Here is a 25400-nt window from a genome sequence, read left to right as displayed (position 1 = left end):
CATATGTCACAGACAACCACCTCCCAGAGTTTTATCGCAACGGCCCTTGCTGGTCTGGATGCGCAGCAGCGCACCGTTCCCGAGGGCGAACGCGGTCTTGCGAAGGATCTCGCAGACCTTCAGAAGCGCCTTGCGGAAAACCCGGCGCTTGAAAACGATCCGCGTTTCTGCACGCAGGTCGCATGGCTGGTGCAGGACTGGCAGAAATTCAGCGGCACGGGTCAGGCCCCGGCTGTCTCGCCCTTCCTGACCGCAGGCATGGCGCATCTGGCATCCACCTATCCCGGGCTTGAAAACCCGCAGATCCGGGCCGCCCTTGAGCAGACCGCCACACTGCATGACCACGCGCTGATTACGGACATCCGCTCGGTCGCGATGGAAACGGCGCGCCTGACGCCCGAGCAGCAGGAGTCCTTCATGGCCCGGATGGCGGCCGAGCATCTTGTGCAGCAGGTGCAGGCGTCACTGGGGGCGCCGGTTATTGCGCGGGCAGCCGCCCCGTCACCGGTCCAGCCGGTTATTGCGCCTGAACTGGTGGCTGAACAGCCTGTCCGGAGCCAGCCATCCCCGGCAGCTGCAGCGGAAGCACAGCCGTTCCCGCCGGAAGCCGGAGATCCGGGATTTGCTGCGCCGCCTCAGGAGGCCGAGCTGGCGCGAGGGGCCGCGCCCGAGACCGTGCATGAAGATAGCGAACCGGGCACGGCTCCCGCCAATGAAAGATCATCGCGCGCATCACGGGGCGATGAGCAGCCTCAGGATGTGCCCGCTTCAGCAAAGGCTGCCAGTTCTCGAAATATAGAGGATCAGGTACGGGACGGGGATCGGGAGGCCGCGCGACAGGCCGAGGAATCACAGCCTTCTTCGGTTCGTGAACCACAAGAAGTTAAGGTTCCGAATAACGTTCAATCGCCAAAAGGTCCCGATCAAGAGCAGACCGAAGCGTCTGCCAGTCCCCAGAACAAACCGCAACCCGCACCTTCGAACATTCCCTCGCCGATTGCCGGCATCGGTAAATGGGCCAGTAATTTCAGGGGTAAGCGGGATGAGAGCCGGATCAACAAGATGATCGCCGCCACGACGACCGCGATGGATACGGTCAGGGATCGGCTGGGCGATCTCCGTCAGGAAGAGCCCGGTTTCTTCGAGCGTATCGAGACCGCCGCCCGCACGTCAGGGAAAACGGTTCCCGCTGTGGTGGCGGGCATGACAGCCGATGGCCCGTTCGCCGACCTGCGCAATGAATATAATACGATATGCGAGACTAATCCGGGCTTTGTCGCAGCACGCAACGAGCTTCATAAGGCCGGCATCGGACTGCGCACGGCTACGAGGCGACTGGACGAGGAGACACGCGAGCGCGGGGCATCCGAACAGGCCCCCGTTGTGGAGACGACCCGGAATGTCGCGGCTCTCGGCCTGGAACTCGAAAAAGTCCCGGGCGAGCAGGCTGGCAGGAATTTCCTGCAGGACATAGGGGGGCTGGTCGAACGACTGGTCGAGAAGTTTCGCGCGCATTTCGAACGTATCTTCGGGCAGCAGCGCGGACGTGACAGCAGCCCCTCCATGGAGCGCTGAGCCTTGATCCACACGCGCCCGCGCCCGGTCAGCCGCTTCTGGCTGATGGCTTTCGTGTTCCTGGCAGGTTATCTGCTCCTGTCAGGTAGCGCCCATGCGGATACCACCGCATCCGACGTCACCTGGAGCGATCTGGCGGCAGGGGATGACTGGACCGGGCGCGTGCTGGACAGCATTTTCCCGATGGGCAGTTCGTCCCAGACCACTACGGGAACGATGCTCTCGTATTTTTCCGCCTATGTCATGCTGATCGTCGCGGCATGGATCTCCTATGCCACGGTCATGCAGATCCACCGCACCGCTGAAAGCGGCAAGATATTCTCTGCCAGTTTCAGCGGCTGGGTTCCGGTGCGTGTGGCGACGGCGCTTATCATGATGAGCCCCATAAGCACCTTCGGCGGTTTTTCGACCGGTCAGGATCTGGTCCTGCTCGCCTCCAAATCGGCGATAGGCATGGCGCGTAATCTTCAGAATATTACGATCCGGGCCGTTGGTCCGGACGCCCTGCCGCTGGCGCAGCCCATGGCCCCCGCTACCCGTGAAATCATCTTCGGTGTGATGGCCAGCGAACTCTGTCGTGCCATAATCAACAACGCGTCAAACAACCACAATCTGATCCCCGAGCCCACCGTGCAGAATAACGGGTCCGGCAGGGTCACGCTGTCCTATAACCTCGCAGAAGGCGAACAGACCGCCGCCGCCCCATGTGGCAGCATTACCCTGCAGGTTCCAACGTCTTCTGCGCGCATGACCACATCGTCCCTCGGACCCTATATCGACCTTTCCTCCCTCGCTCCGCAGCAGCAGCAGGCCCTGACAAACCTCGTCAGCAACATCCGTGGCCCCATGCAGGGTATCGCAGCCACTTTGTGGGCAACCCGGAATGTTTCGACACTTCGCTCGCTTGATGCCGTTCTGATTGTCAACACGCAGTCCTATTCCAATGCGCTGTCGTCGATCGCCTCCAGTGCGGTCTCGCAAATACGGTCCGCGGCCGATGGATCGGGGGCCGATGCCGGGGTTACGGCCCTGCAGAACCTTGGATGGAGCGGGCTGGGAGCCTACTATCTGGAAATTGCCAGCCTGAACTCGGAAATCCTCGCCTTCTCGTCGCTCCGGCCCACCATCACCGCACCGGCATGGACGGGACTGGGCTGGTATCTTTCTGATGACGTCCTCCCGTTCGCACAGGCCATCGGCGATTACCTCGCCCAGCAGGAAGACAACATCATCACCGCCGATCAGGCCAGCGCGCCCTACGGCGCACCGCGCATGTTCGCCCGCGGACGCATCGGCAGTTCACCAGATTCCCTGCTCAGCCAGATTACGCGCGCCATCGGGATCAACGAGGATGTCTTCACCCTGATCCTCAACGAGATGATCGCCCCCAGTTCTGGCGATAACACCAGTCACCCGATCAGCGGGGGCGGGTCGGGATGGACCGACCCGCTGGCCAGCATGATTACGCTGGGACATGTGCTGATTGATATCGCCCTGACTGTCATAGGCATGGCGGCCGTAGGGGCGAGCAAGACCGCGTCCGGTGCGGCGGCCGTGGCGGGCTTTGTGACAGGCCAGCCCGGAGAGGTGGCGGCCGCGGCATCGGCCATGGTGTTCAGCGGCGCGATCAGCGCGCTCCTGACGCCGATTTTCGCGGGAGCGTTCATGCTGCTGGTGCCCGGTGTCACGCTGGCTTACGTGCTGCCCATGACCCCCTATCTTTACTGGATCGCGGGTGTCGGTGGCTGGCTCATCCTCGTGATCGAGGCGGTCATCGCCGTGCCGTTATGGATGCTGGCGCATATGGTGTTCGAAGGCGAGGGCCTGCACGGCAAGGGCATCCGGGGATATGAGGTGCTGTTCACCATCATCTTCCGGCCCTCCATGATGGTGATCGGGCTGATCCTGAGCTACACGATCTTCTCCGCGATGTCCTGGCTGCTGATGAAAAGCTTCTCCGTGGCAACCGGCTTCGTGTTTGCGCAGGGCTACCTGCTGGACAATTTCGTCGGGATCGTGGTGATGCTGGCCATGTATGTCACGACGGAGATGACACTGGCCGTCATGTCTTTCCGGCTGATCTCCACGTTGCCGCATCATCTGCCAGCCATGGCGGGCATGAACGCGATGAGCCGTGTCGATAGTGATAATTTCTCTGACAGCACAACGCAGCCATTGGAACCGCATATGGAAAAAGGCGCGCGTCTGTTGCAGGATAGTGTTTCCAGTGCTGCAAGCGGTGGGGCAAAAGAAGAAAAGTCTGCCGCTCCCGGTTCAAAGGGACTGGATTCAACAACGCAGTCCCACCTTATGGTTTCAGGTCGCGAGGAAGGTTAGGCGCAATGGGTGATTTTCTTGACTTTGACCAGCTTATCCGCATCCGGCGCGCAACGGAAAAAATGGCGAACAACGCCATCTCGGTGGCGGATTACAACGCCGTTGTACGGCAGAACGAGGCGTTGCGGCAGGAGGTCATACGGCTTCAGGCCAATGCCCGGCACTGGGAGAGCGCCGCAGTCACGTATGAACAAAACCGCAATGAGTTCAGAGATTATGGCCGGGCAGTAAAAGCAGAACGGGATTTTTTTGACCGGAAATCAGAGCGCTTGAAAACGCGTGTGGCAGAGCTTGAAAGAGAAATTGCCGCACTCAAAGGACGCAAGGGATGATGCGGCTTGCATTGCTGGGTGGGCTGGCGCTTGCGGTTTCCGGATGTTCCCACGGGAACCTCACATCGGCATCTAGCCGACCGCTCAGGCCCCCAGCGGTCCGGCAGGCACTGTATGACCCGTATGCACCCTATGGATCCGTTCCGGCACGCTGGAAGCCTGCTGTCGCGTCACGCGCCGGTAATATCGTGAAACCGTCAGATCCAGCCGACCAGGCAGACCGGCCGGATTACGAAGGCGCTTCGTGGTCGGTGGGCAGCCAGTCCGGGAGGGCTGGCACCTTCTGAACTCATTGACATTTGTAAGCAGATTGCTTACAAGCACGACAGAATGATCAAGACGTTCGCAAACAAGCAGCTCAAGGCGCTGTGGGAGACAGGAAAGTCGAGGATTGATGCGCGGTTTCATGGTCGTATTCTGCGTCGATTGGATGCGCTTGATGCGTCGGTCAATGCAGACGATATGAACCTGCCCGGGTTCGACTTTCATGCCCTCAAGGGGCATACACCGACCCGATATACAGTTCACGTAAACGGGCCGTGGTGTATTACCTTCGAGTTTAGAGACAGCGACGCCTACGTTCTTGATTTTGAACAGTACCACCAGGAGGCAACCATGGTTAGCACCGTTCGTCGCTGCCCAACTCATCCAGGCGAGTTGCTCCGAGAGGATGTGATTCCTGCGACTGAGCGGAGCAAGACAGAAATTGCGCAGTTTCTGGGCATTTCCCGACAGCATCTCTATGATATTCTCGCAGAGCGCAAGCCTGTGAGTCCGGAAGTGGGAGTGCGACTGGGCAAGCTGTTCGGGAACGGTCCCGGTCTCTGGATCCGGATGCAGGCCGCTTATGATGAATGGCATGCGGCACGAGCAGTGGACGTTTCGAACATTCCAACCTTGCAGGCAGTCGGTTCCTACCGTCATGCCGCACGGTAAGAACATAGGCGCCTGCCTGATACTGCGTTGAAAGACCGCAAGATTCAGTGGTTACGCCGGAAATGGAGCCGTTCGCTTCTGCAAACTGGTATTATCGCCGCCAGCAGTCACGTCTGTACCTGTAGAAAACCCGAAAATGATCCTTGCCTCCGCAACCATACCATCCAGTTTGAGAAATGCTGGCTGACATGCCAAATTCAGGCACTGCCACCACGAACTACAACAGCTTGAGCCAGATATATACGCCCAACCAGATATCAGCGATCACGATCGCTATTCCTTTCCAGGGGAAGGCGGAAAGGTATCTGTCAACGTCGTAGATGGCGTTAGAGGCATTGTTCATGACCGCCTCAAGTCCCTGAGCAATGGAGAACAGTGCCCCGACCGCCAAAATCAGCAGGATCAGGGAGAAGATGCCTTTTGCGGTCGGGAGCGAATTCCCTCCCGCCCCTATCCGGTAATTCCTGAATTCTTCTCGACCGCGGCGGATGAAGTCTCCATCGGAGAGCCAGCCTGATTCGCGTCGCGCAGGCTCCACCCGGGAGCCGTAATATTCTGAGTCCCTGAAATCGGCCATCTGGTGCTGTCCCGAGCCGTCTGAAGCGCGAACCGTGAAGGAATTTATGTTCGCGCCTACACGAACTGGAGTGCCACATTCCGGGCGGGTTCGTCTATCGCGGCCAGAAGTCACGTCCGTCCTGCAGAAAATCAGAGAATGATCCCCGTCTGTGCGACCGTGCCATCCAGTTAGAAAAGCACAGGCTGACATACTGGGTGCCCAGTATGAGGCTCAGCGCCAGCGACCGGATGCTGGCAGGCGAGAGAATACCCTCCCCGTTCCAGAACACGGCGTGCCCCCACATCGCGATTACAATGGCCAGCAAGAGGGCACAGAACCGTCCGTATCGCCGGGTTCTGCTCCGTGCCTGCCGCCGGATGGCATCGTCCTCGATCTGCGACCGTGCGACTGCGGCTGGCATATCGTGATCCGGCCGCATGTCAGCCAGTGCGCGCATGCCGTCGCGCGCGACCCGGTAGCTTCTGACGAACTGCACCAGGAACGGCAAGGACAGCCATTTCAGGGCGCGGACCATCCGCCCCCGCCTCGTCGGCCCGCTCACGAAGCCAGTCCTGCGACAAACCCGTCCACGTCATCGGGTAGCCCGGCTTCCTCGTGGGGTGCGCCGTCCCGGCCACTCCAGATAATGGTGGGCGTGCCCCGGACGCCGATGGCGTGCGCTGCGTCGAGATTGAGCGTCAGGGCCGCTTCCGCAGTCTCGGATACGGCTCCGTCCGCAGGTGCGTGCCCCTGTGCCATGATCCGCCGCCATACCGGCACCATGCCATCAGGGGCCGCACTCAGCATGGCGACTGCCGCAGGCGTGCTGGCTCCGTGGTTTTCGTAATCGTTGATGGAGATCGGCACGATGGCGAGCTGCAGCCTGCCCGCATCGACATAGGGCTGAAGGGTCTGCAACGCCCGGGTGGAATACGGACAGAGCGGATCGACCACCATATAGACCCGTGGCGCGTCCCTGCGCCCGTACAGGCCAAAGGATGCGGCGGAAAGCCGGCCGACCGGATTGACGGTGGCCGGTGATGCGGCAGCCCCGGGTTCGCTCCGTGAACTTCCCTGACCGTGCAGGACCACAGTCGGAATGGTGCCCCGGATGGGCGCCACCTCATCGCGGGTCAGGTTATGGCCTGACGCATCCCACATCACCCCGCCGATTTCAGCGCCGCCATCGGGCGTGATGTAGAACACCCGGAAATGGTCGCCATTGCGCGCGTAGACGGCGCGCAGGCCATGCTGGTCTTCCGGCCTGCCGATATCGAACACGCTGGCTCCCTGGCTTGCAATCCGGCTCAGGGCTGGACTCCGGGCGATCTCGGCCGCCGGTATGGGGCGGGGCTGTGGCTGCCCGCCGACCTGTGGAACAGCCACAGCCGCAGGCCGGGCGGGTGTATCGGCCACGGATGGGCATTGTGGCGCCGCCAGGGCAAGGCCGGGCAGGGCAAGGATGGCAAATGCGGGCATGAAGCGTCGCATGAAGGGTCCTCCAGTAAGGTTCCTTCACCATCCCATGCGTGGTTGTGGGTGAGTTTTTTTGCATGCCATGTCAGCACCCACAAACGGACGTGCCATCTTCAGTCCTGTAACGAACGCACCACCCAAGGAGGATTTCATGCGGAACACCTTTGCCCTGATGCTCGGTCTGGCGCTGGCGGCCACACCCGCCTTTGCCCAGCATCTCCCCCCCGACGCGCTGGACCATCTTTCAGCGGAACGGCAGGCCGAGATCGGCCATCGGAACTGGGGGCCGCCGGTCAATCCGCCCGCGCAGGCGCAGACCCTCTCGCCCCTTCCGGTTCCGGCGACATGCAAAAGTCCCGCCACGGATTTCGAACCACTTTACGCGGCACCCGCGCGCACGGCGCGTCAGGTAGGGGTGGCCGCCCCGCAGATCGCTGTCACCGATACCACCCGCGACGGCTGGACGCAGGTTGAACTCACCGGGCGCATCCTTGCATGGATACCGAGCCGGGACGTGGTGGCCTATCGCCCGCTTGTTGCGGATCACCCGACCGGCTGCACGGTCGCGGGGCAGCGGGCGAACGGCATGATCGCCTTTTCCCACCCGGACAGATGATGCGGATGCGTCTTTTCGTAACGGCGCTGGCGCCCTCGCTGTGGCTGCATGCGGCCATGGCGCAGGTCCCCCAGCAGGTCATCCCGAGCATCATGGAGCCCGGCTCGCCGGAATTCGTCTATGCCGGGACATCGTCCCAGACGGGCGGCTCTTCGGGCGCCACGACCTATACGGGGGCCTGGGGGACGACCGACGCCATGTCCACGCTTCTCGCGCAGTCCTATGGCTCGAGCGCCGTGACTGCCGCCGAGGATGAAGGGATCAATCCCGATACGCTGGCGGCCTTTGGACAGATCGAGAGCCATTTCCAGAATGTCGGCAACGCCACATCCTCTGCGGAAGGCGTCTGGCAGATCACCAACGGGACATGGGATGAGTATGCCGCGAAGCTGGGGCTCAGCGATGCCGACAGGAGCGATCCGGCCGTACAGGCGGACGTCGCCAGTGCGGTCATCAGCGACTACGCTTCGGCGGTTTCGAAATCGACCGGCACCAGTGCAACGGCGGCGCAGACCTATGGCGCCTACATGTTCGGGACAAAGGCCGGATCGGAAATCGCAACCGAGTCGGACAGCAGTACGCCATTGAGCAGATTCGTCTCCGCCAGAACCCTCGCCGCCAACAACATGACTGGCTGGACGGTGGGTCAGTACTACGCAACCATTTCAAATCGCATGGGAAATGGGGCGTCGGAACAGGTCATCAGCTCATGAAATACCATCCGGTTGCCGTGCCAAAATGGACACAAAAACGCAAGAAAAACAGCGGTTTACCAAGGTTTCGCTTGTGGCGCGGAATGAGTCGGGGCAAGGTGCTTTCGCGCTGCGGGCCGCATAGCCATGCAGACCGGGCGCCCGATTGCAGAGGCCCACCGATGACCTAGCCCAGATATGAGAAACCCTGCCTCTTCCGATCTCCAAATCGGAAAAGCCAGGGCACCCAAAAACCTTAGTTCATGTACGAAGAAATGCGACAATTTCCTCGTACATGAGAGTCCCGTCGGAACGCAAGACAAAATTGCGAACGGGGGCGGTTTGTCCGGTGTCCGGGTCGTGAGGCTCCTGAAAACTTTCTGGTTCCCGGACTTTTTTGAATGGTGATACGAGACCACAATGATGACCCGCGCCCGGTGCGCCGGCGCGGAAAGCGGACCCTTACCCCTGCCATGCTCGACGCCGTGGCCGAACTGGCGCGGCCTGCTCCGGCATTCCCCGGAAAATACGATGTCGTGCGGGTGTTGCGCGCGCTTCGCAGACCGCTTGGCCTGAGCCGGAACGCGTTCGAACTTCTGGTGTGCATGGTCGAGCGCACGGCGACAGGAGACTGGGAGGAAGGGGCGACCCCCTTCATCTACGCCCATAACACCACGCTCGTGAACTGGACGGGGCTGTGCCTTACCTCCCTGCGCCGCGCCGTACGTGAACTGGCCGGGGCACGGATGCTGACCGCCCATGACGGGCGCAACGGTCAGAGGGGGCGGCGCTGGCAGGGCGAGGAGGATACCTGCCGGGTCGGGTTCAGCCTTGCCTCGCTACGCTATCGCTGGCCTGATTTCATGGAGATGCTGGAAGCGGAGCGGCGGCATCGCAGCCAGATCAGGTTCCTGCGTGATGCGATCGCCGACCTTAACGGGGTGATACGCCAGCGCGCGGAGCAGCAGGGAAATGAGGCGGCAATCGTGCAAGCATCCGGCATCATGCGTCGTCGGCTGCGCTCTGAATCCATCGAAACACTGAGTGGCTATCATGACGACATGAAAGCCCTCTGGCATCGTCTGGAGGCCTGTCCGGCCCCTGTTGATAACCCGTCTCCGGATGCCCGATGGACCCCGAAAGTGGCACCCATGGACCCCGATTGTGGCACCCACTATACAGATACAAAAAACAATCTATCTCAAATCAAGGTAGTCACCGTAGCGGCCACGGGCCGCAATCGCATTGAAGCAATGCGGAGCGCAGCGCCAGCGGATCCAGTCGTCACATCATCCGGACCCGACCTGTCCGCCCTGCGCGGTTTTCGCGGCACATCGACGTTCTATCTCGAAATCTGCCCGCCGCTGCGCGACCTGTGTCCATCCGAAAAGCCGACCCTGCCCCAGCTGACGGATGCCGCGGAGTATCTTTCCGGCCAGATCGGCATCACCCATCACGCGTGGCGACAGGCCTGCGTGGTCCTTGGTCGCCTGCAGGCCAGCATCACCGCCATCATCATGGCCGCCCGTCTCCATCGTGGGGAACCGATCCGCTACCGGGATGCCTATTTCCGCTCCCTCGTGGATCGGGGCGCGCGCAATGCGCTCTACCTCGACCGCAGCCTGTATGCCCTGCGCGATGCCTGCGCCCGGATGACCCTTTCGGCCGGGCCGTCCCGATCCACTAGCCCTATCGGATTACGGCAGTGACAGGGGCTCAGGGATCCATTCCGCTGTGCGTCCCGCGTGACAGAGCGAAACAGGCCGCCGGGGCCGGTGCACGATGGGACAGGGTGCAGCGCTGTTTCTTCTGGGACACAGGGATTGCCGACATTGCGGAAAACGCGCCGGTCCTGGCGTTCCTGCCGTTCCGCTTTCGCCCCGACCGCAGGCCGCCTTATGTGCGGCCGTGGATGGTCCCGCAATCCCTGTGGGGATGGAACCTGCGCGCCATGCTGCGTCGCGAAGACTGGGACAGGATCCGCCGCGATGCTTACAGGCGGGCAGGCTACCGCTGCCGCATCTGTGGCGGTATCGGTCCCGACCATCCTGTAGAGGCCGATGAAGGTTGGGCCTACGACGACACGCGCTTCGTGCAGGTCCTCAGGGGCGTGATCGCCCTATGTCCCGACTGCCACGCCGTAAGGCACTGGGGACGGAGTATGGCAACCGGAAAGGAACAGCATGTCCTGCGCTGGCTGGCATGGATCAACGGGTGGACACCAGCGCAGGCCCGCGCCTGTGCGGATGAGGCCATGGCACTGTGGCATTGGCGGAGCGGTCATACGGGCTGGACCTGTGATATCGGATGGGTAGAAAAAGTCTTCGGCGTGCAGCCCGTAGCGGATGCCATGGTCCGGGCAGCGGCAACGCAGCAGGGTCTGGTCGCATTGGCGCGGCAGTCGCGCGACGGTGAAATGCGCTGATCGAGGTAGAAATGACAGATAACCCCGCTCCCGTAGAACCCATTGCCGACGCCCTGACCGTCGCGCGGTTTCCGCTGGAACGCCGTAAGGCGCGTTCGGTTGAATTCATGCAGATGCTGAGCCTTGACCGCGATGACGTGGTCGAGGTGATGAAAGAGGCCGGACAGAAGCCGCCCTACGCCCTGTCCACCCTGAAGCGGGAGGGCGCGCGTGAGGTGCGCTCCCGTCTCAGGGAATGGGACCTGAGCGTCTTTGCTGACGCGGCCGAACTGGAGGATGCCCTGCGTGCCTGGTTCCAGCCTGCCGTTACACTGGCGATCAGCGAAACGGCAGAAGCCCGTGACCTTATCATCCGGGAGCGGCAGATACGCCTTGCCACGAATGTCGAACAGAGGCTCATGGATACCGCCTACCGGCAGCAGCGGGCGCATGCCGCCCAGCAGGTCAGCGAGACGTGGATCCTGAGCGGCCGGATCATCGGCGGATGGGAGGTCGTCATCGCCTGTCTCGAACGCTATCGCGAAGGTCGGCATGTGCGGAAGGCGAAATCTGAGAAGCTGCCCGTAAGCGCACCTGTCCAGTCCGAACCGGTGGTGCAGGATGGAAATGTGGTGTCCCTGGGCGCCTGGCGGAACAGAAGTAAAGGCACCGGCTAAGTTTTTTCCTGTGCCACCATAGAGTTCGGGTTAATGCGGCGCGTTGCGTTCCAGTATGCGGCGCAGTTCTTCATTGACGCGGGTCTGCCAGCCCGATCCTGTTGACCGTCAGGAAATACGGCGCGTAATCCAGCGAAGCGATCAGATCGAGTTCGTGGCGGAGCTGGGTCAGAACGCCGTCCGGCGCGCCAGCAGGATAACGGTCTTTCAGATGCGTCCGGACAAGGGCTGCAAGGGTTTCCTGTGGCGTATTCCCTGATGCGTCGGTCTCATCGGGATACTGGTAGGCCAGATCATCGAGCGAGAAGCGGCATAGCGCGGCAATCTCGGCGCTACGCGCAATCGCGGCCTCATGCCCGGCATAGTCCTCACGGATCTCGCGTTCCGCGACAAGATGCCGTCCCGAACAGGTTTCGCGCCGCTCGCCCAGCTGGTCAACCGTGCAGCCATGGCGGATGCAGCCCAGAACGTCCTGCAGGATATGCCGCCCGGCGTTGTGATACAGGACATCGCCGGTCACGACGGGACGCAGGCCCGCCGTCATCGCCATGTCGGCCATGCGGGCGAGACGGGCTGCATCTCCCGGCCGGTAGCGCCGGACAAGGGCGACATAACCGGGCAGGCCACCCGTGCGGGCATGCGCTTCCATGCGGGCCAGGGCAGCGGAAAGCGTGGCATCGGGTGCATCGGGCAACAGGATCAGGAGCAGGCCCGCACCCTCGCGTTCCAGATCGCGCCATGTCAGGGAAAAGCCGCCCCCTTCCCTGCCCGTTTCCTGCCCAGCGTCAGGAGACGGCACAGACGGCCATAGGCCATGCGGTCGGTAGGATAGGCGAGGACGGGCGGTATATCCTCCAGATCCAGACGGCAGCCCACGACAAGGCGGACCCCATGTTCGCCCGCTGCCCGGTGCGCCCGGACGATCCCGGCGAGGCTGTTATGATCGGTGACGCCGATCGCCCGAAGCCCCAGTTCCCCTGCCCGCGCGAACAGTTCGTCGGGATGGCTTGCGCCCCGCAGGAAGGAATAGTTGGTGGCGACCTGAAGCGGGACGTAGCCGGACATCGCCTAGCCCGCATCCGCGTGCGGATGGCGGTGCGTGCTTGTGCTGGGCGCGGGAGAGCCTGCCCGCCGCAGGATGACGTAGCCGCAGCTCTGGAGGTAGGCGACAAGACGTTCGGCTGTAATCCGTGCCATCATCTCATCGGCCGTGTGCACCTTGCGGCGCCCGTCATAGCGCAGGCCATGCGACAGGGAGGCTTCGATTTCCTCCAGACTGGCCGGACGCAGATCGGGGGGACTGTCCTTTACCATTGCGCGCTCCTCAGAAAAGACCATGCAGAAACCACGAGGCAGGCGCATCAGCCGTCCCCACGCAGCGGACGGACTGGAACAGCCAGAACTGGAGGCCGCCCCCTTCCGCCGCGATCCAGTAATTCCGGATGCGGCCGTATTCGCGCGTGTCGTACCACCATTCACCATGCACGCGCTCGGGACCGTCGCATGCGACAATCCTGTAGGCATGACCGCGCCACGCCACCTGCTGCGGCACGCCCGCCGCGTCCTGCCGGATCATCACCACCGGTTCAGGTGGATCGAACCGCCGCACGGGACGTGGCCATGAACATGACCAGTCTGTGGATGTCGTGGAGGGTGTCGCAGGCGTCATGACCTGCCTTGCCCCCTCCCCGCGCTGCGCCAGTTCCATGCAGACCGTGTCCACCAGCACCCCGATCACCGTGGCGATGGCGTCCGCCGTGGAGACAGGTTCCAGCAGGGAGCGACGGCCCTGTACCGCATCGCGTGGCAGGACGGGCCGGACCGGTTCCGGCACCCGTCCCAGCGCCTGATCCAGGCGCAGCATGAGGTCTGGACCGAAGCGGCGAACCAGCGGTGCCCGTGGCGCGGTCCGCACCTGTCCGATACGTTCCAGACCGAGCTGGAGCAGTCCCTTCAGGGTGGCGCCGTCCAGACGCAGGGCGGCAACGGGCAGTGGATCGAGTGCAGCAGCCTGCCCTCGTTCGGGGATGATCTCCGCCCCATGAGGTCCCGCATGTGCGAGCGCCCAGGCGCAGCCCGGCGTATCCGCCATTGCGCCCCGCACTGCCAGGCCCATGCCAGACAGGCGCTCAAGCAGGGTGGTGAGCATGGATGTTTCGCCGCCATGCAGGTGTGCGCAGCCCGTGGCGTCAATCCAGATGCCATCAGGATCGGTTGCGGATGTCAGCGGCGCGCACCACAGGCACCATTCCGCCAGTCGTGACAGCGCCTGCGCGTCGTCATCCGGATCGGCGGGTGCGACGGCAAGATCCGGCACGAGGGCCTGCGCCTGTGCCAGCGGCAGGCCGGGGCTGATCCCGGCCTCCATGGCCGCCCGGTCGACCGCGGCGATCATGTAGCGCCGTCCGTCATGGGCGCGCGTGACCAGCGGTTGGGAAGTCGGCAGGTTGCGCAATCCATGCCGGCGCAGCCGGTCGGTCGGCCAATGGGGAAACCACAGCGAGATGATCCGGCGCATGTTCCGTCTCCACGATCCACTCCCCAGCCCTGCCACCCCGATGGCGCAGCAGTTCGACATGCATGCGCGGCCGTCCGGGACGGAATGCAACCGGAGCGGTTCCGGCCGGAAAGGGCGCAGGCCCTACGCGCCAGCGCGTGGAACTGGCCGTCGGATGCACGAGGGCGGGATCGTCCATTTTCCTGGCGCGACGCAGCAGGAAAGCGGTCTGTCCCGACCCTTCCGCCGCCAGCCGCAGGCGGCGCGACGCCGTCAGGCCCAGAGGCTGGTCGAAATCGGTAACGACTGCGGCCAGTCCCGTCTCACGCAGCACATCTTCGGTCAGGCCGAGAACCCGATCGGGAGCGACGTGAAGGCAGATCAGGCGGTCGGGAGAAAGCCCGGCCTGGGACAGCCCTTCGCCCAGCAGGTTCAGCCGTCCGGTATGGATCCATGCGACCGGCCCGGTCGTGCGCGACAGGATGGTGGCGATCCAGCGGGTCGGATAATAGCCGAGAGGCGTGTCGGCGCCACGGCCGATCACTTCATGGGTCGTGCCCCGCTCCAGGCCACCACAAAGGTGAGTGTCGATTTTGGTGGCGCCGCAGGCTAGTCGTGCGACATCATGTGCCAGCACGCCTGACCGCCGTTCGATCCGCAGGATCTGCGCCCGGAGAACGGCGACGGTATCGTTGTCCTGTGTTCGCGCCATGTTCTCCCCCCTTAAGGGAACACTTAGAGAACACGATATGATCCTGTAAAGCAGAAAATGCGTGAGGGTGTGTTACGCCTGTGTGTCGGGTGTTGTCTTGCTGCGGGTTTTCCGGGGCTGAGGCGGTTTGCCGGCCTCTTTCGTGTCAGAACTCTTTTTGGGCTGGAATCTGTCTCGTGCCCATGTTTCAGGTTTTTTACGACGATCGCTTTTCCCGGCTTTCGGGACTGTGACGCCACTTTCATCGCTAGCCGTCATTGCGACTGCAGCGTCTCCCTTGCGCTGTGTTTTTGAAACCTGTCCGGTATCCTCGACCCGCGGGCGGCCCAGTCCTATTTTCCGTGCCAACGTCGCGCGCTGCTCAGCATAGGCGGGCGCGGTCATCGGGTAGTCCGGCGGCAGGCCCCATTTCTGGCGATACTGCTCGGGCGTCATCTGGTAGACCTGTTTGAGATGGCGCTTCATCATCTTGAACTTCTTCCCGTCCTCAAGACAGACGATATGGTCGGGGAAGATGGTTTCGGAGAGCGGCACGGCGGGCACAGGCTTTGTGCCAGCCGGTAAGGCAGGCGAGGGAACCGCTTCCGTTCCGCTGGCGATATCTTCCCTCACGGCTGCCGTCACACTCCGGATCAGCAATGGAATGGCATCAGGGGTCAATGCTGTCTGGGGGTTGCCGAGATACGCTGAAACGATGCTCGTCATGGCGGTGATGATGGTATGGTCCGGCCCGTCAGCTTGATTCACTGAAATATTCTCCTGTTGTTTACGCTTCTATATTTCGAATACTGTGCCCGAGTTTATTTACTGGCACAACCAGCCGTGGTCCGGCGGGTATTCGTGCATCACGTCGAGACCAAATCTTAACCCTTCTCGTGGTGGCTATAACTGGTGCAGTGCCTATATCGGGATGCCCCATGGCGCAAATGTGTAATAATAGATGAAGAGCCCTATCCACGAAATGGCAGTGACAGATAGCCACGTCCTGCGCGTTTTCAGAACAAGCCCTGCAAGACACAATATCATCACGCCAGCGGCCATGATTTCTATCTGAAACTGGAGAAGTGCTTCAGTATCATAGTATCTGTCCATTTATTCAGCACCTCTGTTCCGATGCCTTATCTGTGTAATCCGGGCTTTCCGGACAGCGTGCCCGGATCACGTTGTTTCCCCAGGCGATAAAATCTTCCATGCTCTGCTTCGTGGCGAAGCCAATGATGACGTTCCTATCAATGACTTCCGAGATACCAGACTGCGGCATGCCAGCCGTTTGGCATGGTCCTCAGCGTCCAGATCAGCATCATCGAACAGGACGCCGTCAAACAGGACGAAGTGTTCGATATCGAAATCCGTCGCACGCTGGATAAACGCGTCCCATTCCCGGGTGATGTAATCGTCACTCCCGTCCCGTATCTGCGCCAGTGTGGCGACAGAGCAGCGGTTGATCGCCCATGAGCGCGGCCTGGCCTCTTTCGCATCAGGCATAGAATGTCTCCTTCTCCATTGGCTGTATCGCCCGATGCAATGTGCGCTGATCGTTTGTGGGTGCTGGATCGCATACCTGCTCGGCTGCTCTGACACCGCACCCACAAGCGATGGCCTCATAACAGGCGATAGGGATTTTTGGATGCCTTAACGCGCTGATTCCGATGAAGGCGCCCGGTTCATCCAGCTCTTGATGAAGGACTTTGTGATGCGTTGTTTGCTTCCTCTGGCGGTACCGCCACAAACGTGACCATGTGGACGCCTGCCTATGCGGCGGACCCGGTTTCAAAGCCGCTGTCTACATCGGCGACCTCTGGTTATAATCTGGTGTCGATCAGTGAGATGAACCCGATCGCCAGATGGGGAGAAACCGACTTCTCCATCGTGGCCGACGGTCGGGACGTTTCCATTGTGAATGATACGAAATCAGCCGACACACATGATGCTGTGGTTCCGGTTCTGATCGGCGAAACAACCGTCTACAATGCGTCCCCGCTGCCGGGCGGACGAGTGCTGGTGAAGGTCCGGAGCGAGACGACACGTCTGACGGGACTGGAGCCGATCAAGGAAGACGGTAAAAATATTCGCAAGCCTGTGCTTCGCCACGCAAGATATGAAACCGCGCTTGTCCTGGCAGGCCGACAGAGAAAGACAGTTGACGTGCCAGTGGCTGGTGGTCAGATGGCCACCATTATTATGTCCCGGTCCGAATAACGTGAGAGCTGCCCCCGGGCCGGTCTGACGCCTCTGGACGCAGCGACCGCGGGCCGGCAGGAACACCGACGCGCCCCTGTGACGGCCCACCTTGCGGCTGAAAGGAATGGGGCAGCGGCAGGCATACCTTACGACGACCTGATGCCCTGCCGGACGGGTAATCCGACTCGTCTCAATTCCATTGCACGCGATAAGCATAATTCAGGTGCCGCAAACACTCATATCGTAAATATGGCGGCAAGGGGGGGGGAGTGGACGGTCCGATTTCGGACAATAACGTTCAAAAACTGACTTAAGGCCACGGCTGGAAATTTGGTAATCCAGCAGTTTCTAACTATCAGCCGGGTTCATTACTCTCGCTAGAGGGACGGGATATAAAAATTTCTTCACTTCGTGGAATTTGCAGCATACTCAGCATAAGTTTTGTAATTATTTCGTTCACCGCCAACTCGCCTCGCTTATCCATTTCGATCCGATCCCCATCCGAATAATGTTTTTCTATTACCTCCCTTACGATCTTCTCACATAATTGGCTTCTCGCTCTATCCTCGTAAAATTTAAACGCCATTTCCAATTGTCTTTTGCATGTCTCTAAACTGCCAGTATTATTAGGGCTATCAAGCCAATCGAAGCTGAGTGAAATTTCTTTTGCAACATCATCGCTCCAAACTTCGTTATCGAGCGAGTTGGAGGCCAGTGCTATTTCTATGTTTTTGGGGCCTTCGGATTCCGACAAAACAAATTGCCAAGTATAAATATTGTAAAGACGAAAGTATGCGACTGTTCGTCCTCTTGCATCACTTTTAACATAAATCAAATTGAACAAGGGACCGTAAGTATTATTTAGGTAATCATAAGCGGGTTGAGGCATAAGACGACCGTCTGTATTAATGCGACCGCACCCTATCGTCTCGTTCTTTCCAAAAATGAAATCACGTACAGCCGCAAACGCTGGTCCTTTTAGCTGATCATTGCGCGTAATCGTGGCGAGAAGAACCATACATGACTTCACCATGGAACGTTGGGAATTGATCTGTTTACATTCAAATTTAAACTGGGTTTTTCCGGGATAAAGCGTTCTAAGTGTTCCTGGCTTGCTCTGAAGGCCATTCCACAAAACGTCTTCAGAGACACCAGCTTGCGCGGCTGCATGTGGGATGTAAAATGCTAGTTCTTCATCGCTCGAAACATTAAAATTCACCTCAACAGAACTTTCCCTTTTTATAACAACGAATGGTTTACGCTTCTGGTGAGGAGCGCCGTCTGGCTTAAAGTTGATGGGGCCCTGAGACGACAGAATATTATTGAGGGCTGGTGGCAGCTCGCCATCGCCCGATCTCATCTGGAAGAGGTTTCTTAAGCTTTTAACTTCGTCTGCCATTGTTCGATCAATCGAACAACCGAAGGTCTCGTTACAATGGCTGCAATCAGCCGTAGTTGTCGTCTTCCGACCTCCAAGAGCGTTAAGCAAAACATGCTCTCGGCGGGTATCTTCCGTTAGATTATTGTTGCAAAAAATACAACATCCTCGCCAAGAATCTATTCCGTCTTGTGCTGCTTGTGGCATCCGTCACACCCTTAACTAAAAACCCGACATGTACCGCCCGATATACTCGGCCAACATAGCCAAACGAACAGGTGAGAACTATAAGCGCAACGAATACAGAGCCGTAAGCTTAGTCTGCTTTCGGAAAGCGATAAATCCCAATCTCACGTCCGACATGAAGGCGGGAGCTGACTTTCTACCGGAAAGTAACTTCACTCTGTCCGCTGCGACGCTAATTCATAAATCTCATTATCAGCTCGCCGACCAACGGCAATCACATAGATGACGATCCGTTCGTCGATGACCTGATAAACAAGACGGTAGCCATCTTTCAAAAGCTTGATCTTGTAAAACCCTGATAGGTCGCGATGAAGCTCGTTTCCTGGAGAGTGAGGGTTCCAGATTAGTTTTTCCAGCTTCTTTTCAAATTTCTTACGCACGCTGCCGTCAAGAGCATCCCACTCCCTGAGCGCTCTATCGTCGAACTCAAGACAATACTCTTTCATTCGCGATGACGGCTCTTCAGCTCTGCAAACGTCATACGATGCTTTTGGGTCGGGTTTTTGAGGCGTTCACGCACAATCTCGATAAGCTGCGCATCCTCGTCTGTGACAAGTGTACGCTTGACCGGAGAGCGCCCCGTTTCAGCAATATATGCGAGGGTATCGCGCAATGCGTCAGAAAGTGAAATGCCTTGAGCCGACAACTTCTCAACTGCGGCTGCCTTAAGCGTTTCATCTACCCGGAATGTAACAGCAGACATAAAAAGCCTCCTTACGCGTATGCACACATGTATCACATTTGTTTATACGGATAAAGCAAAAGATGGCTGATGCTGATGTCCGCTTTGGGGAAGCTAAATCGACCGCGGAAAGAGCGGAGATGAGGCGAAACCGGCCATCTCCAGCCATCACAGCCCGACCTTCCCGGCCGGACTGTCAACCACGAGATCGAGTAGTTCGATATAGCCCCGCGTGCTGCGTGGATCGCGGTGACGGACGTGACGGCGGATTTCCTCCTCGCGCACGCCGCCGAGATAGGCTTCGGTGATGAAGCCGGAACGCAGGCCATGCGGCGTCAGCCGGGCGAGGATCTCCGGCGCGAACCCGGCCCTCTCCCCGCGCCGGCGCAGGATCTGGCGTACGGCATCGGGATGCAGTCCCGTGCTGCCGATCCGGCCCGAGGCCTCGACCTTGCGAAACAGGGGGCCGACCCCGCGCCGGGCTACATCCAGCCAGGCCTCCAGCGCCCGGACCGGGCAGGTTTCGGCCCGCTTCCCGCGGGCGAGGCCGATCACCGCCCCCTCCCCCGTCTGGTCGGTCTTGCTGGACCGGATGCGCAGCTGCAGGCCATGCGCCATCGGCGTCACGTCCTCCACATGCAAGCCGACCAGTTCCGAGCGGCGCAGGCCGCCGGCGAAGCCCACCAGCAGCAGCGCCCGGTCGCGCCGTCCCCGCGGCGACAGGTCACAGGTGGCCAGAAGATCCACCAGCAGGGTGCGGCGCACGGCCACGGGTTTGCGGACCGGCCGATGCTGCGTCCGCAGCACGCCCTGCAGCGGTCCCTGGATGGCCCGGTGGCCTGCATTCCAGGGCCAGTCGCCGAACCGGTGGGCCTTGCCGATGGCGGCCAGACGGCGGCGGATGGTATTCGGGGAAAATACCCCGGCGAGGCTGGCCAGATAGGCCCCGACGGTTTCGGGCGTGGCGGGCAGCGGCTGGAAACCGGTCTGCCGGCACCAGGCCTGGAAATGCGCCCAGTCGGCCCGATAGGCCCGCAGCGTGGCCGGTGCCGTGGCCCGGCTTGCGAACCGGATGGCCGTCTCCAGCGCCGCCGCCCCTGCCGGGGTCGGCGGCGGCCCAGCGTTTTCCGTGTCAGCGGCGGGGAGAAAACCGGAAGCCGCTATCCGGTCCAAAAACTGGTTCGCAGAGGTTCTGACGGTCATGGAACCAGGATGACAGCCCCGGGCAGGCGATTCAACCGGTATCAATGCCGTCACACGCGATAAGCGTATTTATCGCGTGTGATAGGGTCCATGTAGGGAATTCCGCACCCGGAAAAACCGGCTTTCCTCCTGATCAGCCTCGGAAAAGTTCATATCCGCGATATAAGTCTAATTTCACAGACTTAATAGTAACCTTTAATGTTATCGGAATAATTCATCATGCCGCGCTGAGAGAACTAAACATGCTTGTGACCGTGCCACTGCCCTTACTGCTCTAGCCGCCGCGGAATCCATCATCAGAAACCTTAAAATGGCTCACGACAATAACCCAGAAAGTTTCAGACTGACAGACGCGCAACTAGAGGGGGATAAAGTTTAACGACGGGCCTTGAGCGAGCAGTCGTCCAGTCTTCACCAAAGCAATTCTGGTGAAGGCTGTCTAACAAGTATCGTGTGTTATGCTCGAGGATTGTGGGGTCACGCCGCAGACCAAACATCGCGAGTTTTTTGCCAGCAGTTCCTTCGTCTCCGAGACGTCCAGCAGGTTCTCCGGCAAAAGACGCTTCAGGTTCGCGTTTCCGTCACTTCCATCACGCGGTATTTCGATCGTCAGGTGTAAAAGGTCAGCGTCGCTAATCCCGAGCCTGTGGCATAGCTCGCTCGCCCTGGTGCCCGCCAGATGCTCCTTCAGGAGCCCAATAATCTGGTCCAGCGCGAAATGCGCTTTCGTCGTCGTCTGTCTCCATTGAACAGACCGTAATTCAAATCGAGGGCAATGCAGGGAGCGGGTCGTAGAAAAGCCGTGCACTTTTGCAGCGGGGCATGTGCACTATTGAAGCTACGCCTTGCCAAGCCAACCAGCGTAAACGGCGATAAACGGAATTACCCCGTGCACTTTTGCAGCCCATACTAATATATATCTAATATATTTTAACTCGTATCCCCGCTACAAAAGTGCACGGCGACGTACGGCAACCGATTTGATAGGCTGAATGTGAAGGAGAGCCTATGAGCGAGTTGCATCAGATACTGGAGTCTTATGGGCGTCAGCGTGCTCTTGATTTCGATTTCGAGCGACCTGAGATCGAAGCAGCCGCTATGTACATGGCTGATGAAGATAGCGGCATAGGATTTCTCTACTCCGGTTGGTGCCAAGCCGCCTTACCTCATCGTCGCCTTCCAGATGATAAAGGTTGGCAGTTATCCAGTGATCAGGTTTGTCTGATCATTCAGCCAGGAATGAAGCGCGGAAGCGAAGGCGAGCCCGTTCCAGTGGGGGTCCCGTACGGCAGCCGAGCCAGACTTATCCTAATATATATGCAATCTGAGGCGATTCGGACGAACTCACGAGACATCGAGCTTGGGAAAAGCCTCCGTTCCTGGATGGGTCGCATGGGCATTCCTGTTGGAGGGAAAAATCTCCAAATCGTAAGAGAACAGGCCGAACGTTTATCCCGATGCAGACTTTCCTTTGAGGTTGTGCGAGGGGCGACCCGGGGGCTGTCGAATCAAAGCATTGTGGACTCTGCCATATTTTTAGAATCAGATTCTGACGTCAGCGGCAATCAGCAATTTATGCAAACAGCTCGTTTATCTGAAGGTTTTTTTGAGGGGCTTAAAAGGCATCCTGTTCCGCTGGAAGAGGCAGCCATAAAGGCGCTCAGTAATAACAGCATGGCATTAGATATCTATTGTTGGTTAGCCTATCGACTACATTCCTTGACCTCCCCTACGCCTATTTCATGGAAGGCGCTCAAAATTCAGTTTGGGGCGTCCTATAGCCAACTAAATAATTTTCGTAGTCGTTTTATTCCAAACCTAAACTTAGCACTTGCGGTTTATCCTCGGGCCCGCATTACCGAAATGGAGCAGCGCAAAGGGTTAATCCTGCACCCGACCCCCCCGCCAGTCCGGAAAAGATAACCTTAAGATGCAAGGCGTGCACTTTTGTAGTGCTTTTCATACTTGATCCGATGACGGAAGAATTCTCGGTGCAAATCAGGGCAGGGAAAGCTCGGCTGTTATCAATGTATAAGCGTGCACTTTTGTAGCAGGCGTCAGCGTTAAAGAGATATGCACGTGTCAGGATGAAGGCTTTTCGTCATCCTTATCGATCATCGGAGCGGGAACACCTGCAATCTCCATCGCTCGGGCAAGCTTTTCAAACAAATTTGGATGGCCGCGTTTGCTCTTTGCATCTCGCCGAACAGTAGTATGAAACCATCCAGAACGGGGCAGCGTCAGATGTATTGAATCTTGTTCCGAATCATACCATGCGCCGATCCGTAAATACGCTGTCTGCCCCCCCTTCTCGCTTTTGCAAATATCATCTGTCATTCTAATAACTTTCGAACTCGCTGTTGGATTTTGAGTCAAAGGTTTAGCTACTCGCACTTTAGATCAGTCATTCGCCTCGCCAGGCAGCTGAGAGCTGTGCCCGGGTTAATTGCTGTTCCGACCGGGTATGGCGCTCGGACAGCGTGCACTTTTGAAGCAGTTAGAGGATAAGTGCCCCGATCAGTGAGATGACGTTCCACGGTCATACAAATCGAGCAGAAACTTTAAGAACTCGTCCGAACTTCCGAATTGGGTGAGATGTTTTTGAAACCGGGCCTTTGTCTCTGGGAGCACCTTCATATTCATCTGGGCTGTCCTACCGGTACGACGCAAGGTTCTGCCGTCAATCTTTACGGTGTCAGACCTTGCGGTGAAGCCGGCTTTAGCGGCGTCACTGATCGCCTGGTGAGTTGTAGCCTTATCAACAGGTGTCCGTTTTACAGGTGTCTCCGTAAACTCGGAAAAGTCCAACCTGGCGGAAGGGCGAGAATCTTCAGGCATCTTATTGCTTCCCCATTTCTTCGCGCAGAACATCACGCACCTCAGTGGCAAAATGCTCGGCGTTCGCTATGGCACTGGCTGGGTTTCTCACTTCTTTAGGTGACAGTTCATAGATGGTGCCGCCAAGGCGAAACGGTGCCTTGAAGGCGGCACGTTCGACGATAGACGATTTGAGCATAGGGATACCTGCATCCTCAAGTTGCGCTTGGATATCACGCATCCCCTTGTCTGCTATAACCGGTGAAGTTTGGGCGAAGAAAACTCTGAAAGGGATACGTCTGCGGAAGACCGTTTCCTGGCGTCTAATGAGCTTAATTATGTTGGCGGCCTCATCGGCATCCAACTGACTGCCTTTCATTGGTATCAGTGCCAAATCAGCGCGGCCGAGACCAACACTCACTTCAACGTTGCGGCTGCCTTCCAAATCTACGATCACAAAGGGATCCGTGGCGGCGTCGACCGCTTCCGCTACGTCGCTTCCCAGCGCAGGGACGACAGAGAGATTAGCAGGCCGGTTGGATGGAAAACGTTCAGCCCATTTTTTTATGGGTAAGTTCGGGTCAGCATCGATAAGTGTGGTGGGCGCATTATGGGCTGCCAACACTGACGCCAGAGTGAAAGCGGATGTGGTCTTCCCTACTCCACCCTTACTGCTGGCGAAGACGATTACCGGCATGCAGAAAATCTCCCGTTGATGGATGATTACAATAAGCCCTTTTAGCAGGGATACCGGATACCGTAAAGATACCGGGTATCAAAAAGGAACCGGAAACCCAAAAGATACCGGGTACCCAAAGGAACGGGATACCGGATACCAAGATGGTATCGACTACCGAACTGATCCTGTGACCCATCCCTTGATCTGCAGTGGGAGGCTGCCGAAGTCACTGGTATGTCGGATGCCTAGTATACGCGGTGAGGAACCGCAGGATCCATTATTCGGCGGTATCTCATTGTAAATGAGCTTGACACGTTACGCGGGGATACCCGATACCCGATACCCGATACCCGATACCCGATACCCGATACCCGATACCCGATACCCGATACCCGATACCCGATACCCGATACCCGATACCCGATACCCGATACCCGGAATATATTATCGCTTAAAGTCTCTTCCCCTTCTTTGCGTTAACCGGGTTTTGTTATGATGACTGTACGCTGTTGGTGGAGGAAGGATGTATCCTCACTATCGCATGGGGGGCAAGGCGAACCTCGTGTCTCTATATGTGGTTTGCACACGGTCATGGCGTGACGGGGCTAGAGGAATAACCACGATACCGGGTATCCAGAAGGAACCTGCTACCAAGAAACCAGTAAACCAGAAGCCTCACGGATAACGCGCGATCGTCACCCATATCAAAGCTGGCCGTGGCGAGGTATTCATTTTCCGGACTGGCACCTGAACCAAAGTGGCAGGAAGAACTGGTCGAAGCGAGACTACCCCAGGCCATCAACTAAACTGGCCGGACATTTAGCTCAGGCTGCCTATGCGCAAATGCACATGATATCAAATCACGCCTCACGTAAATAGTTACCGGATATCTTCCTGGTACCGGAATTTGTATTGATATATGGTATCCACCTCCTACCTGATATCTCCTAGATACCGGGTACCGAGATGTTACCCGGTATCATACTGAAAGCCAGTATCGTGTTTACCTTGCTGATTTCGTGACGTGCAAAGCGGCGGAGACGCAATCAAGAAGAGTCAAAAGATAGCATGACTAACATAAGGCATACGAGACGAAAGCCCGCACCAGCCCCCGCCGCCCGGCGCAAGGGGTGGGTCACCGCGTAGCCGCGTCGATCCCGCCGCAGGCGGCGCCCTTGCCCCGGCCGGCGCGGCCCGGTCGCGCGGATGATGTCAAAACCAGAAATGGAGAAAGGCATCATGCGCCCACACCGTATTCCCACCACAACCTCCCCTCGCCCGCCTGCCCCGATGCGCTGGGCCAACGTGACCGCTCCGCTTACCTGCACCCGCTGTGGCGTCACCTGGATGGCAGGGGACCCGGCCATCACCCTGCCCTGTCGCGGCTGTGATGCCGAACCG

At 58.9% G+C, this 25400-nt stretch carries 27 protein-coding genes and 2 pseudogenes; 12 read left to right on the top strand and 17 right to left on the bottom strand.

Annotated features, from left to right (window positions below; genetic code table 11):
* Positions 1-3 precede the first annotated feature (3 nt).
* The 5 genes and pseudogenes from KSAC_RS16935 to KSAC_RS16910 all read left to right on the top strand — a co-directional run bounded on the left by KSAC_RS16935 (position 4) and on the right by KSAC_RS16910 (position 5180).
* Positions 4-1575, top strand: coding sequence for a hypothetical protein (locus tag KSAC_RS16935; RefSeq protein ID WP_132307051.1), 1572 nt, complete (start codon positions 4-6; stop codon positions 1573-1575).
* A 3-nt stretch (positions 1576-1578) separates the two neighbouring features.
* Complete coding sequence (locus tag KSAC_RS16930; protein WP_132307049.1) at positions 1579-3912, top strand: DotA/TraY family protein; 2334 nt, start codon at positions 1579-1581, stop codon at positions 3910-3912.
* A 5-nt stretch (positions 3913-3917) separates the two neighbouring features.
* Positions 3918-4244, top strand: coding sequence for a hypothetical protein (locus tag KSAC_RS16925; protein ID WP_132307047.1), 327 nt, complete (start codon positions 3918-3920; stop codon positions 4242-4244).
* A 330-nt stretch (positions 4245-4574) separates the two neighbouring features.
* Positions 4575-4847: pseudogene (locus KSAC_RS16915) on the top strand (type II toxin-antitoxin system RelE/ParE family toxin); the annotation flags it as partial.
* Between the two features lie 12 nt (positions 4848-4859).
* Positions 4860-5180 carry a HigA family addiction module antitoxin gene (locus KSAC_RS16910; protein WP_132307071.1) on the top strand — a complete coding sequence of 107 codons (321 nt, stop codon included), beginning with the start codon at positions 4860-4862 and terminating at the stop codon, positions 5178-5180.
* 217 nt (positions 5181-5397) lie between these two features.
* Here KSAC_RS16910 and KSAC_RS16905 read toward each other — a convergent pair whose 3' ends face one another.
* The 3 genes from KSAC_RS16905 to KSAC_RS16895 all read right to left on the bottom strand — a co-directional run bounded on the left by KSAC_RS16905 (position 5398) and on the right by KSAC_RS16895 (position 7230).
* Positions 5398-5757, bottom strand: coding sequence for a hypothetical protein (locus tag KSAC_RS16905; RefSeq protein WP_132307043.1), 360 nt, complete (start codon positions 5755-5757; stop codon positions 5398-5400).
* 94 nt (positions 5758-5851) lie between these two features.
* Positions 5852-6301 (bottom strand): hypothetical protein, encoded by a 450-nt coding sequence (locus KSAC_RS16900; protein WP_132307041.1) that lies wholly within the window; start codon positions 6299-6301, stop codon positions 5852-5854.
* The gene (locus tag KSAC_RS16895) at positions 6298-7230 is read right to left on the bottom strand and encodes a DsbC family protein (protein ID WP_132307039.1); all 933 of its coding nucleotides are present in this window, start codon (positions 7228-7230) and stop codon (positions 6298-6300) included. The genes KSAC_RS16900 and KSAC_RS16895 overlap by 4 nt, the downstream gene beginning before the upstream one ends.
* A gap of 136 nt (positions 7231-7366) precedes the next feature.
* On the opposite strand from KSAC_RS16895, the gene KSAC_RS16890 reads away from it, so the two are divergent.
* From KSAC_RS16890 to KSAC_RS16870, 5 genes are all read left to right on the top strand, one after another.
* Positions 7367-7831, top strand: a complete 465-nt coding sequence (locus KSAC_RS16890) for an SH3 domain-containing protein (RefSeq protein ID WP_132307037.1) — start codon at positions 7367-7369, stop codon at positions 7829-7831.
* A gap of 5 nt (positions 7832-7836) precedes the next feature.
* Positions 7837-8544 carry a transglycosylase SLT domain-containing protein gene (locus KSAC_RS16885; protein WP_243705446.1) on the top strand — a complete coding sequence of 236 codons (708 nt, stop codon included), beginning with the start codon at positions 7837-7839 and terminating at the stop codon, positions 8542-8544.
* A 380-nt stretch (positions 8545-8924) separates the two neighbouring features.
* A complete protein-coding gene (repC, locus tag KSAC_RS16880; protein ID WP_132307035.1) occupies positions 8925-10232 on the top strand; it encodes a replication initiation protein RepC in 1308 nt (435 codons plus the stop codon).
* Entirely contained in the window at positions 10229-10948 is a 720-nt protein-coding gene (locus tag KSAC_RS16875) for an HNH endonuclease (protein WP_165927402.1), read from the top strand. The genes repC and KSAC_RS16875 overlap by 4 nt, the downstream gene beginning before the upstream one ends.
* An 11-nt stretch (positions 10949-10959) precedes the next feature.
* Complete coding sequence (locus tag KSAC_RS16870; protein WP_132307031.1) at positions 10960-11604, top strand: hypothetical protein; 645 nt, start codon at positions 10960-10962, stop codon at positions 11602-11604.
* A 70-nt stretch (positions 11605-11674) separates the two neighbouring features.
* On the opposite strand, the gene KSAC_RS16865 is transcribed toward KSAC_RS16870, so the two are convergent.
* From KSAC_RS16865 to KSAC_RS16835, 7 genes are all read right to left on the bottom strand, one after another.
* Positions 11675-12403, bottom strand: a complete 729-nt coding sequence (locus KSAC_RS16865) for a DNA polymerase III subunit alpha (RefSeq protein WP_132307029.1) — start codon at positions 12401-12403, stop codon at positions 11675-11677.
* The gene (locus KSAC_RS16860; RefSeq protein ID WP_132307027.1) at positions 12346-12669 is read right to left on the bottom strand and encodes a PHP domain-containing protein; all 324 of its coding nucleotides are present in this window, start codon (positions 12667-12669) and stop codon (positions 12346-12348) included. The genes KSAC_RS16865 and KSAC_RS16860 overlap by 58 nt, the downstream gene beginning before the upstream one ends.
* A 3-nt stretch (positions 12670-12672) precedes the next feature.
* On the bottom strand, positions 12673-12918 hold the full coding sequence (locus KSAC_RS16855; RefSeq protein ID WP_132307025.1) for a hypothetical protein: 246 nt from the start codon (positions 12916-12918) through the stop codon (positions 12673-12675).
* Positions 12919-12928: 10 nt separating this feature from the next.
* Positions 12929-14122, bottom strand: coding sequence for a Y-family DNA polymerase (locus KSAC_RS16850; RefSeq protein WP_132307023.1), 1194 nt, complete (start codon positions 14120-14122; stop codon positions 12929-12931).
* Entirely contained in the window at positions 14013-14813 is an 801-nt protein-coding gene (locus KSAC_RS16845) for an ImuA family protein (protein WP_132307021.1), read from the bottom strand. The genes KSAC_RS16850 and KSAC_RS16845 overlap by 110 nt, the downstream gene beginning before the upstream one ends.
* Before the next feature lie 72 nt (positions 14814-14885).
* Positions 14886-15560, bottom strand: a complete 675-nt coding sequence (locus KSAC_RS16840) for a MucR family transcriptional regulator (RefSeq protein ID WP_243705445.1) — start codon at positions 15558-15560, stop codon at positions 14886-14888.
* Between the two features lie 411 nt (positions 15561-15971).
* The gene (locus KSAC_RS16835; protein WP_132307019.1) at positions 15972-16298 is read right to left on the bottom strand and encodes a hypothetical protein; all 327 of its coding nucleotides are present in this window, start codon (positions 16296-16298) and stop codon (positions 15972-15974) included.
* A 213-nt stretch (positions 16299-16511) separates the two neighbouring features.
* On the opposite strand from KSAC_RS16835, the gene KSAC_RS16830 reads away from it, so the two are divergent.
* Complete coding sequence (locus tag KSAC_RS16830) at positions 16512-17012, top strand: hypothetical protein (RefSeq protein ID WP_132307017.1); 501 nt, start codon at positions 16512-16514, stop codon at positions 17010-17012.
* Between the two features lie 337 nt (positions 17013-17349).
* On the opposite strand, the gene KSAC_RS16825 is transcribed toward KSAC_RS16830, so the two are convergent.
* The 5 genes and pseudogenes from KSAC_RS16825 to KSAC_RS16810 form a co-directional block, all read right to left on the bottom strand.
* Entirely contained in the window at positions 17350-18393 is a 1044-nt protein-coding gene (locus tag KSAC_RS16825; protein WP_243705444.1) for a hypothetical protein, read from the bottom strand.
* A pseudogene (locus tag KSAC_RS17880) lies at positions 18394-18579 on the bottom strand (HNH endonuclease); the annotation flags it as partial. It lies immediately after the preceding gene.
* Between the two features lie 191 nt (positions 18580-18770).
* Positions 18771-19064, bottom strand: coding sequence for a type II toxin-antitoxin system RelE family toxin (locus KSAC_RS16820; protein WP_048839683.1), 294 nt, complete (start codon positions 19062-19064; stop codon positions 18771-18773).
* Positions 19061-19321 (bottom strand): type II toxin-antitoxin system RelB/DinJ family antitoxin, encoded by a 261-nt coding sequence (locus tag KSAC_RS16815; protein WP_015074683.1) that lies wholly within the window; start codon positions 19319-19321, stop codon positions 19061-19063. Before KSAC_RS16815 ends, KSAC_RS16820 begins: the two co-directional genes overlap by 4 nt.
* A 147-nt stretch (positions 19322-19468) precedes the next feature.
* On the bottom strand, positions 19469-20503 hold the full coding sequence (locus tag KSAC_RS16810) for a site-specific integrase (protein WP_132307013.1): 1035 nt from the start codon (positions 20501-20503) through the stop codon (positions 19469-19471).
* 1008 nt (positions 20504-21511) lie between these two features.
* On the opposite strand from KSAC_RS16810, the gene KSAC_RS16805 reads away from it, so the two are divergent.
* The gene (locus KSAC_RS16805; RefSeq protein WP_132307011.1) at positions 21512-22426 is read left to right on the top strand and encodes a replication protein RepA; all 915 of its coding nucleotides are present in this window, start codon (positions 21512-21514) and stop codon (positions 22424-22426) included.
* A gap of 159 nt (positions 22427-22585) precedes the next feature.
* Here KSAC_RS16805 and KSAC_RS16800 read toward each other — a convergent pair whose 3' ends face one another.
* On the bottom strand, positions 22586-22840 hold the full coding sequence (locus KSAC_RS16800; RefSeq protein WP_132307009.1) for a hypothetical protein: 255 nt from the start codon (positions 22838-22840) through the stop codon (positions 22586-22588).
* 502 nt (positions 22841-23342) lie between these two features.
* Positions 23343-24017: a ParA family protein gene (locus KSAC_RS16795; RefSeq protein WP_132307007.1), complete on the bottom strand. Its 675-nt coding sequence runs from the start codon at positions 24015-24017 to the stop codon at positions 23343-23345.
* Positions 24018-25400 lie beyond the last annotated feature (1383 nt).

Origin of the sequence: Komagataeibacter saccharivorans (assembly GCF_004348195.1) — a bacterium.
Taxonomy (GTDB): Bacteria; Pseudomonadota; Alphaproteobacteria; order Acetobacterales; family Acetobacteraceae; genus Komagataeibacter; species Komagataeibacter saccharivorans.
This window is presented reverse-complemented; position numbering and strand designations above follow the sequence as displayed.

What these genes read in the sequence shown, in the direction of transcription:
- KSAC_RS16860 (WP_132307027.1), bottom strand. Translation starts at nt 12,669, where the DNA reads ATGTCCGGCTACGTCCCGCTTCAGGTCGCCACCAACTATTCCTTCCTG.
- KSAC_RS16910 (WP_132307071.1), top strand. Translation starts at nt 4,860, where the DNA reads ATGGTTAGCACCGTTCGTCGCTGCCCAACTCATCCAGGCGAGTTGCTC.
- KSAC_RS16795 (WP_132307007.1), bottom strand. Translation starts at nt 24,017, where the DNA reads ATGCCGGTAATCGTCTTCGCCAGCAGTAAGGGTGGAGTAGGGAAGACC.
- KSAC_RS16905 (WP_132307043.1), bottom strand. Translation starts at nt 5,757, where the DNA reads ATGGCCGATTTCAGGGACTCAGAATATTACGGCTCCCGGGTGGAGCCT.
- KSAC_RS16810 (WP_132307013.1), bottom strand. Translation starts at nt 20,503, where the DNA reads ATGACCGTCAGAACCTCTGCGAACCAGTTTTTGGACCGGATAGCGGCT.
- KSAC_RS16805 (WP_132307011.1), top strand. Translation starts at nt 21,512, where the DNA reads ATGAGCGAGTTGCATCAGATACTGGAGTCTTATGGGCGTCAGCGTGCT.
- KSAC_RS16885 (WP_243705446.1), top strand. Translation starts at nt 7,837, where the DNA reads ATGCGTCTTTTCGTAACGGCGCTGGCGCCCTCGCTGTGGCTGCATGCG.
- KSAC_RS16855 (WP_132307025.1), bottom strand. Translation starts at nt 12,918, where the DNA reads ATGGTAAAGGACAGTCCCCCCGATCTGCGTCCGGCCAGTCTGGAGGAA.
- KSAC_RS16845 (WP_132307021.1), bottom strand. Translation starts at nt 14,813, where the DNA reads ATGGCGCGAACACAGGACAACGATACCGTCGCCGTTCTCCGGGCGCAG.
- KSAC_RS16835 (WP_132307019.1), bottom strand. Translation starts at nt 16,298, where the DNA reads ATGCCTGATGCGAAAGAGGCCAGGCCGCGCTCATGGGCGATCAACCGC.
- KSAC_RS16935 (WP_132307051.1), top strand. Translation starts at nt 4, where the DNA reads ATGTCACAGACAACCACCTCCCAGAGTTTTATCGCAACGGCCCTTGCT.
- KSAC_RS16890 (WP_132307037.1), top strand. Translation starts at nt 7,367, where the DNA reads ATGCGGAACACCTTTGCCCTGATGCTCGGTCTGGCGCTGGCGGCCACA.
- KSAC_RS16825 (WP_243705444.1), bottom strand. Translation starts at nt 18,393, where the DNA reads ATGGCAGACGAAGTTAAAAGCTTAAGAAACCTCTTCCAGATGAGATCG.
- KSAC_RS16815 (WP_015074683.1), bottom strand. Translation starts at nt 19,321, where the DNA reads ATGTCTGCTGTTACATTCCGGGTAGATGAAACGCTTAAGGCAGCCGCA.
- KSAC_RS16850 (WP_132307023.1), bottom strand. Translation starts at nt 14,122, where the DNA reads ATGCGCCGGATCATCTCGCTGTGGTTTCCCCATTGGCCGACCGACCGG.
- KSAC_RS16870 (WP_132307031.1), top strand. Translation starts at nt 10,960, where the DNA reads ATGACAGATAACCCCGCTCCCGTAGAACCCATTGCCGACGCCCTGACC.
- KSAC_RS16895 (WP_132307039.1), bottom strand. Translation starts at nt 7,230, where the DNA reads ATGCGACGCTTCATGCCCGCATTTGCCATCCTTGCCCTGCCCGGCCTT.
- KSAC_RS16820 (WP_048839683.1), bottom strand. Translation starts at nt 19,064, where the DNA reads ATGAAAGAGTATTGTCTTGAGTTCGACGATAGAGCGCTCAGGGAGTGG.
- repC (WP_132307035.1), top strand. Translation starts at nt 8,925, where the DNA reads ATGGTGATACGAGACCACAATGATGACCCGCGCCCGGTGCGCCGGCGC.
- KSAC_RS16925 (WP_132307047.1), top strand. Translation starts at nt 3,918, where the DNA reads ATGGGTGATTTTCTTGACTTTGACCAGCTTATCCGCATCCGGCGCGCA.
- KSAC_RS16800 (WP_132307009.1), bottom strand. Translation starts at nt 22,840, where the DNA reads ATGACAGATGATATTTGCAAAAGCGAGAAGGGGGGGCAGACAGCGTAT.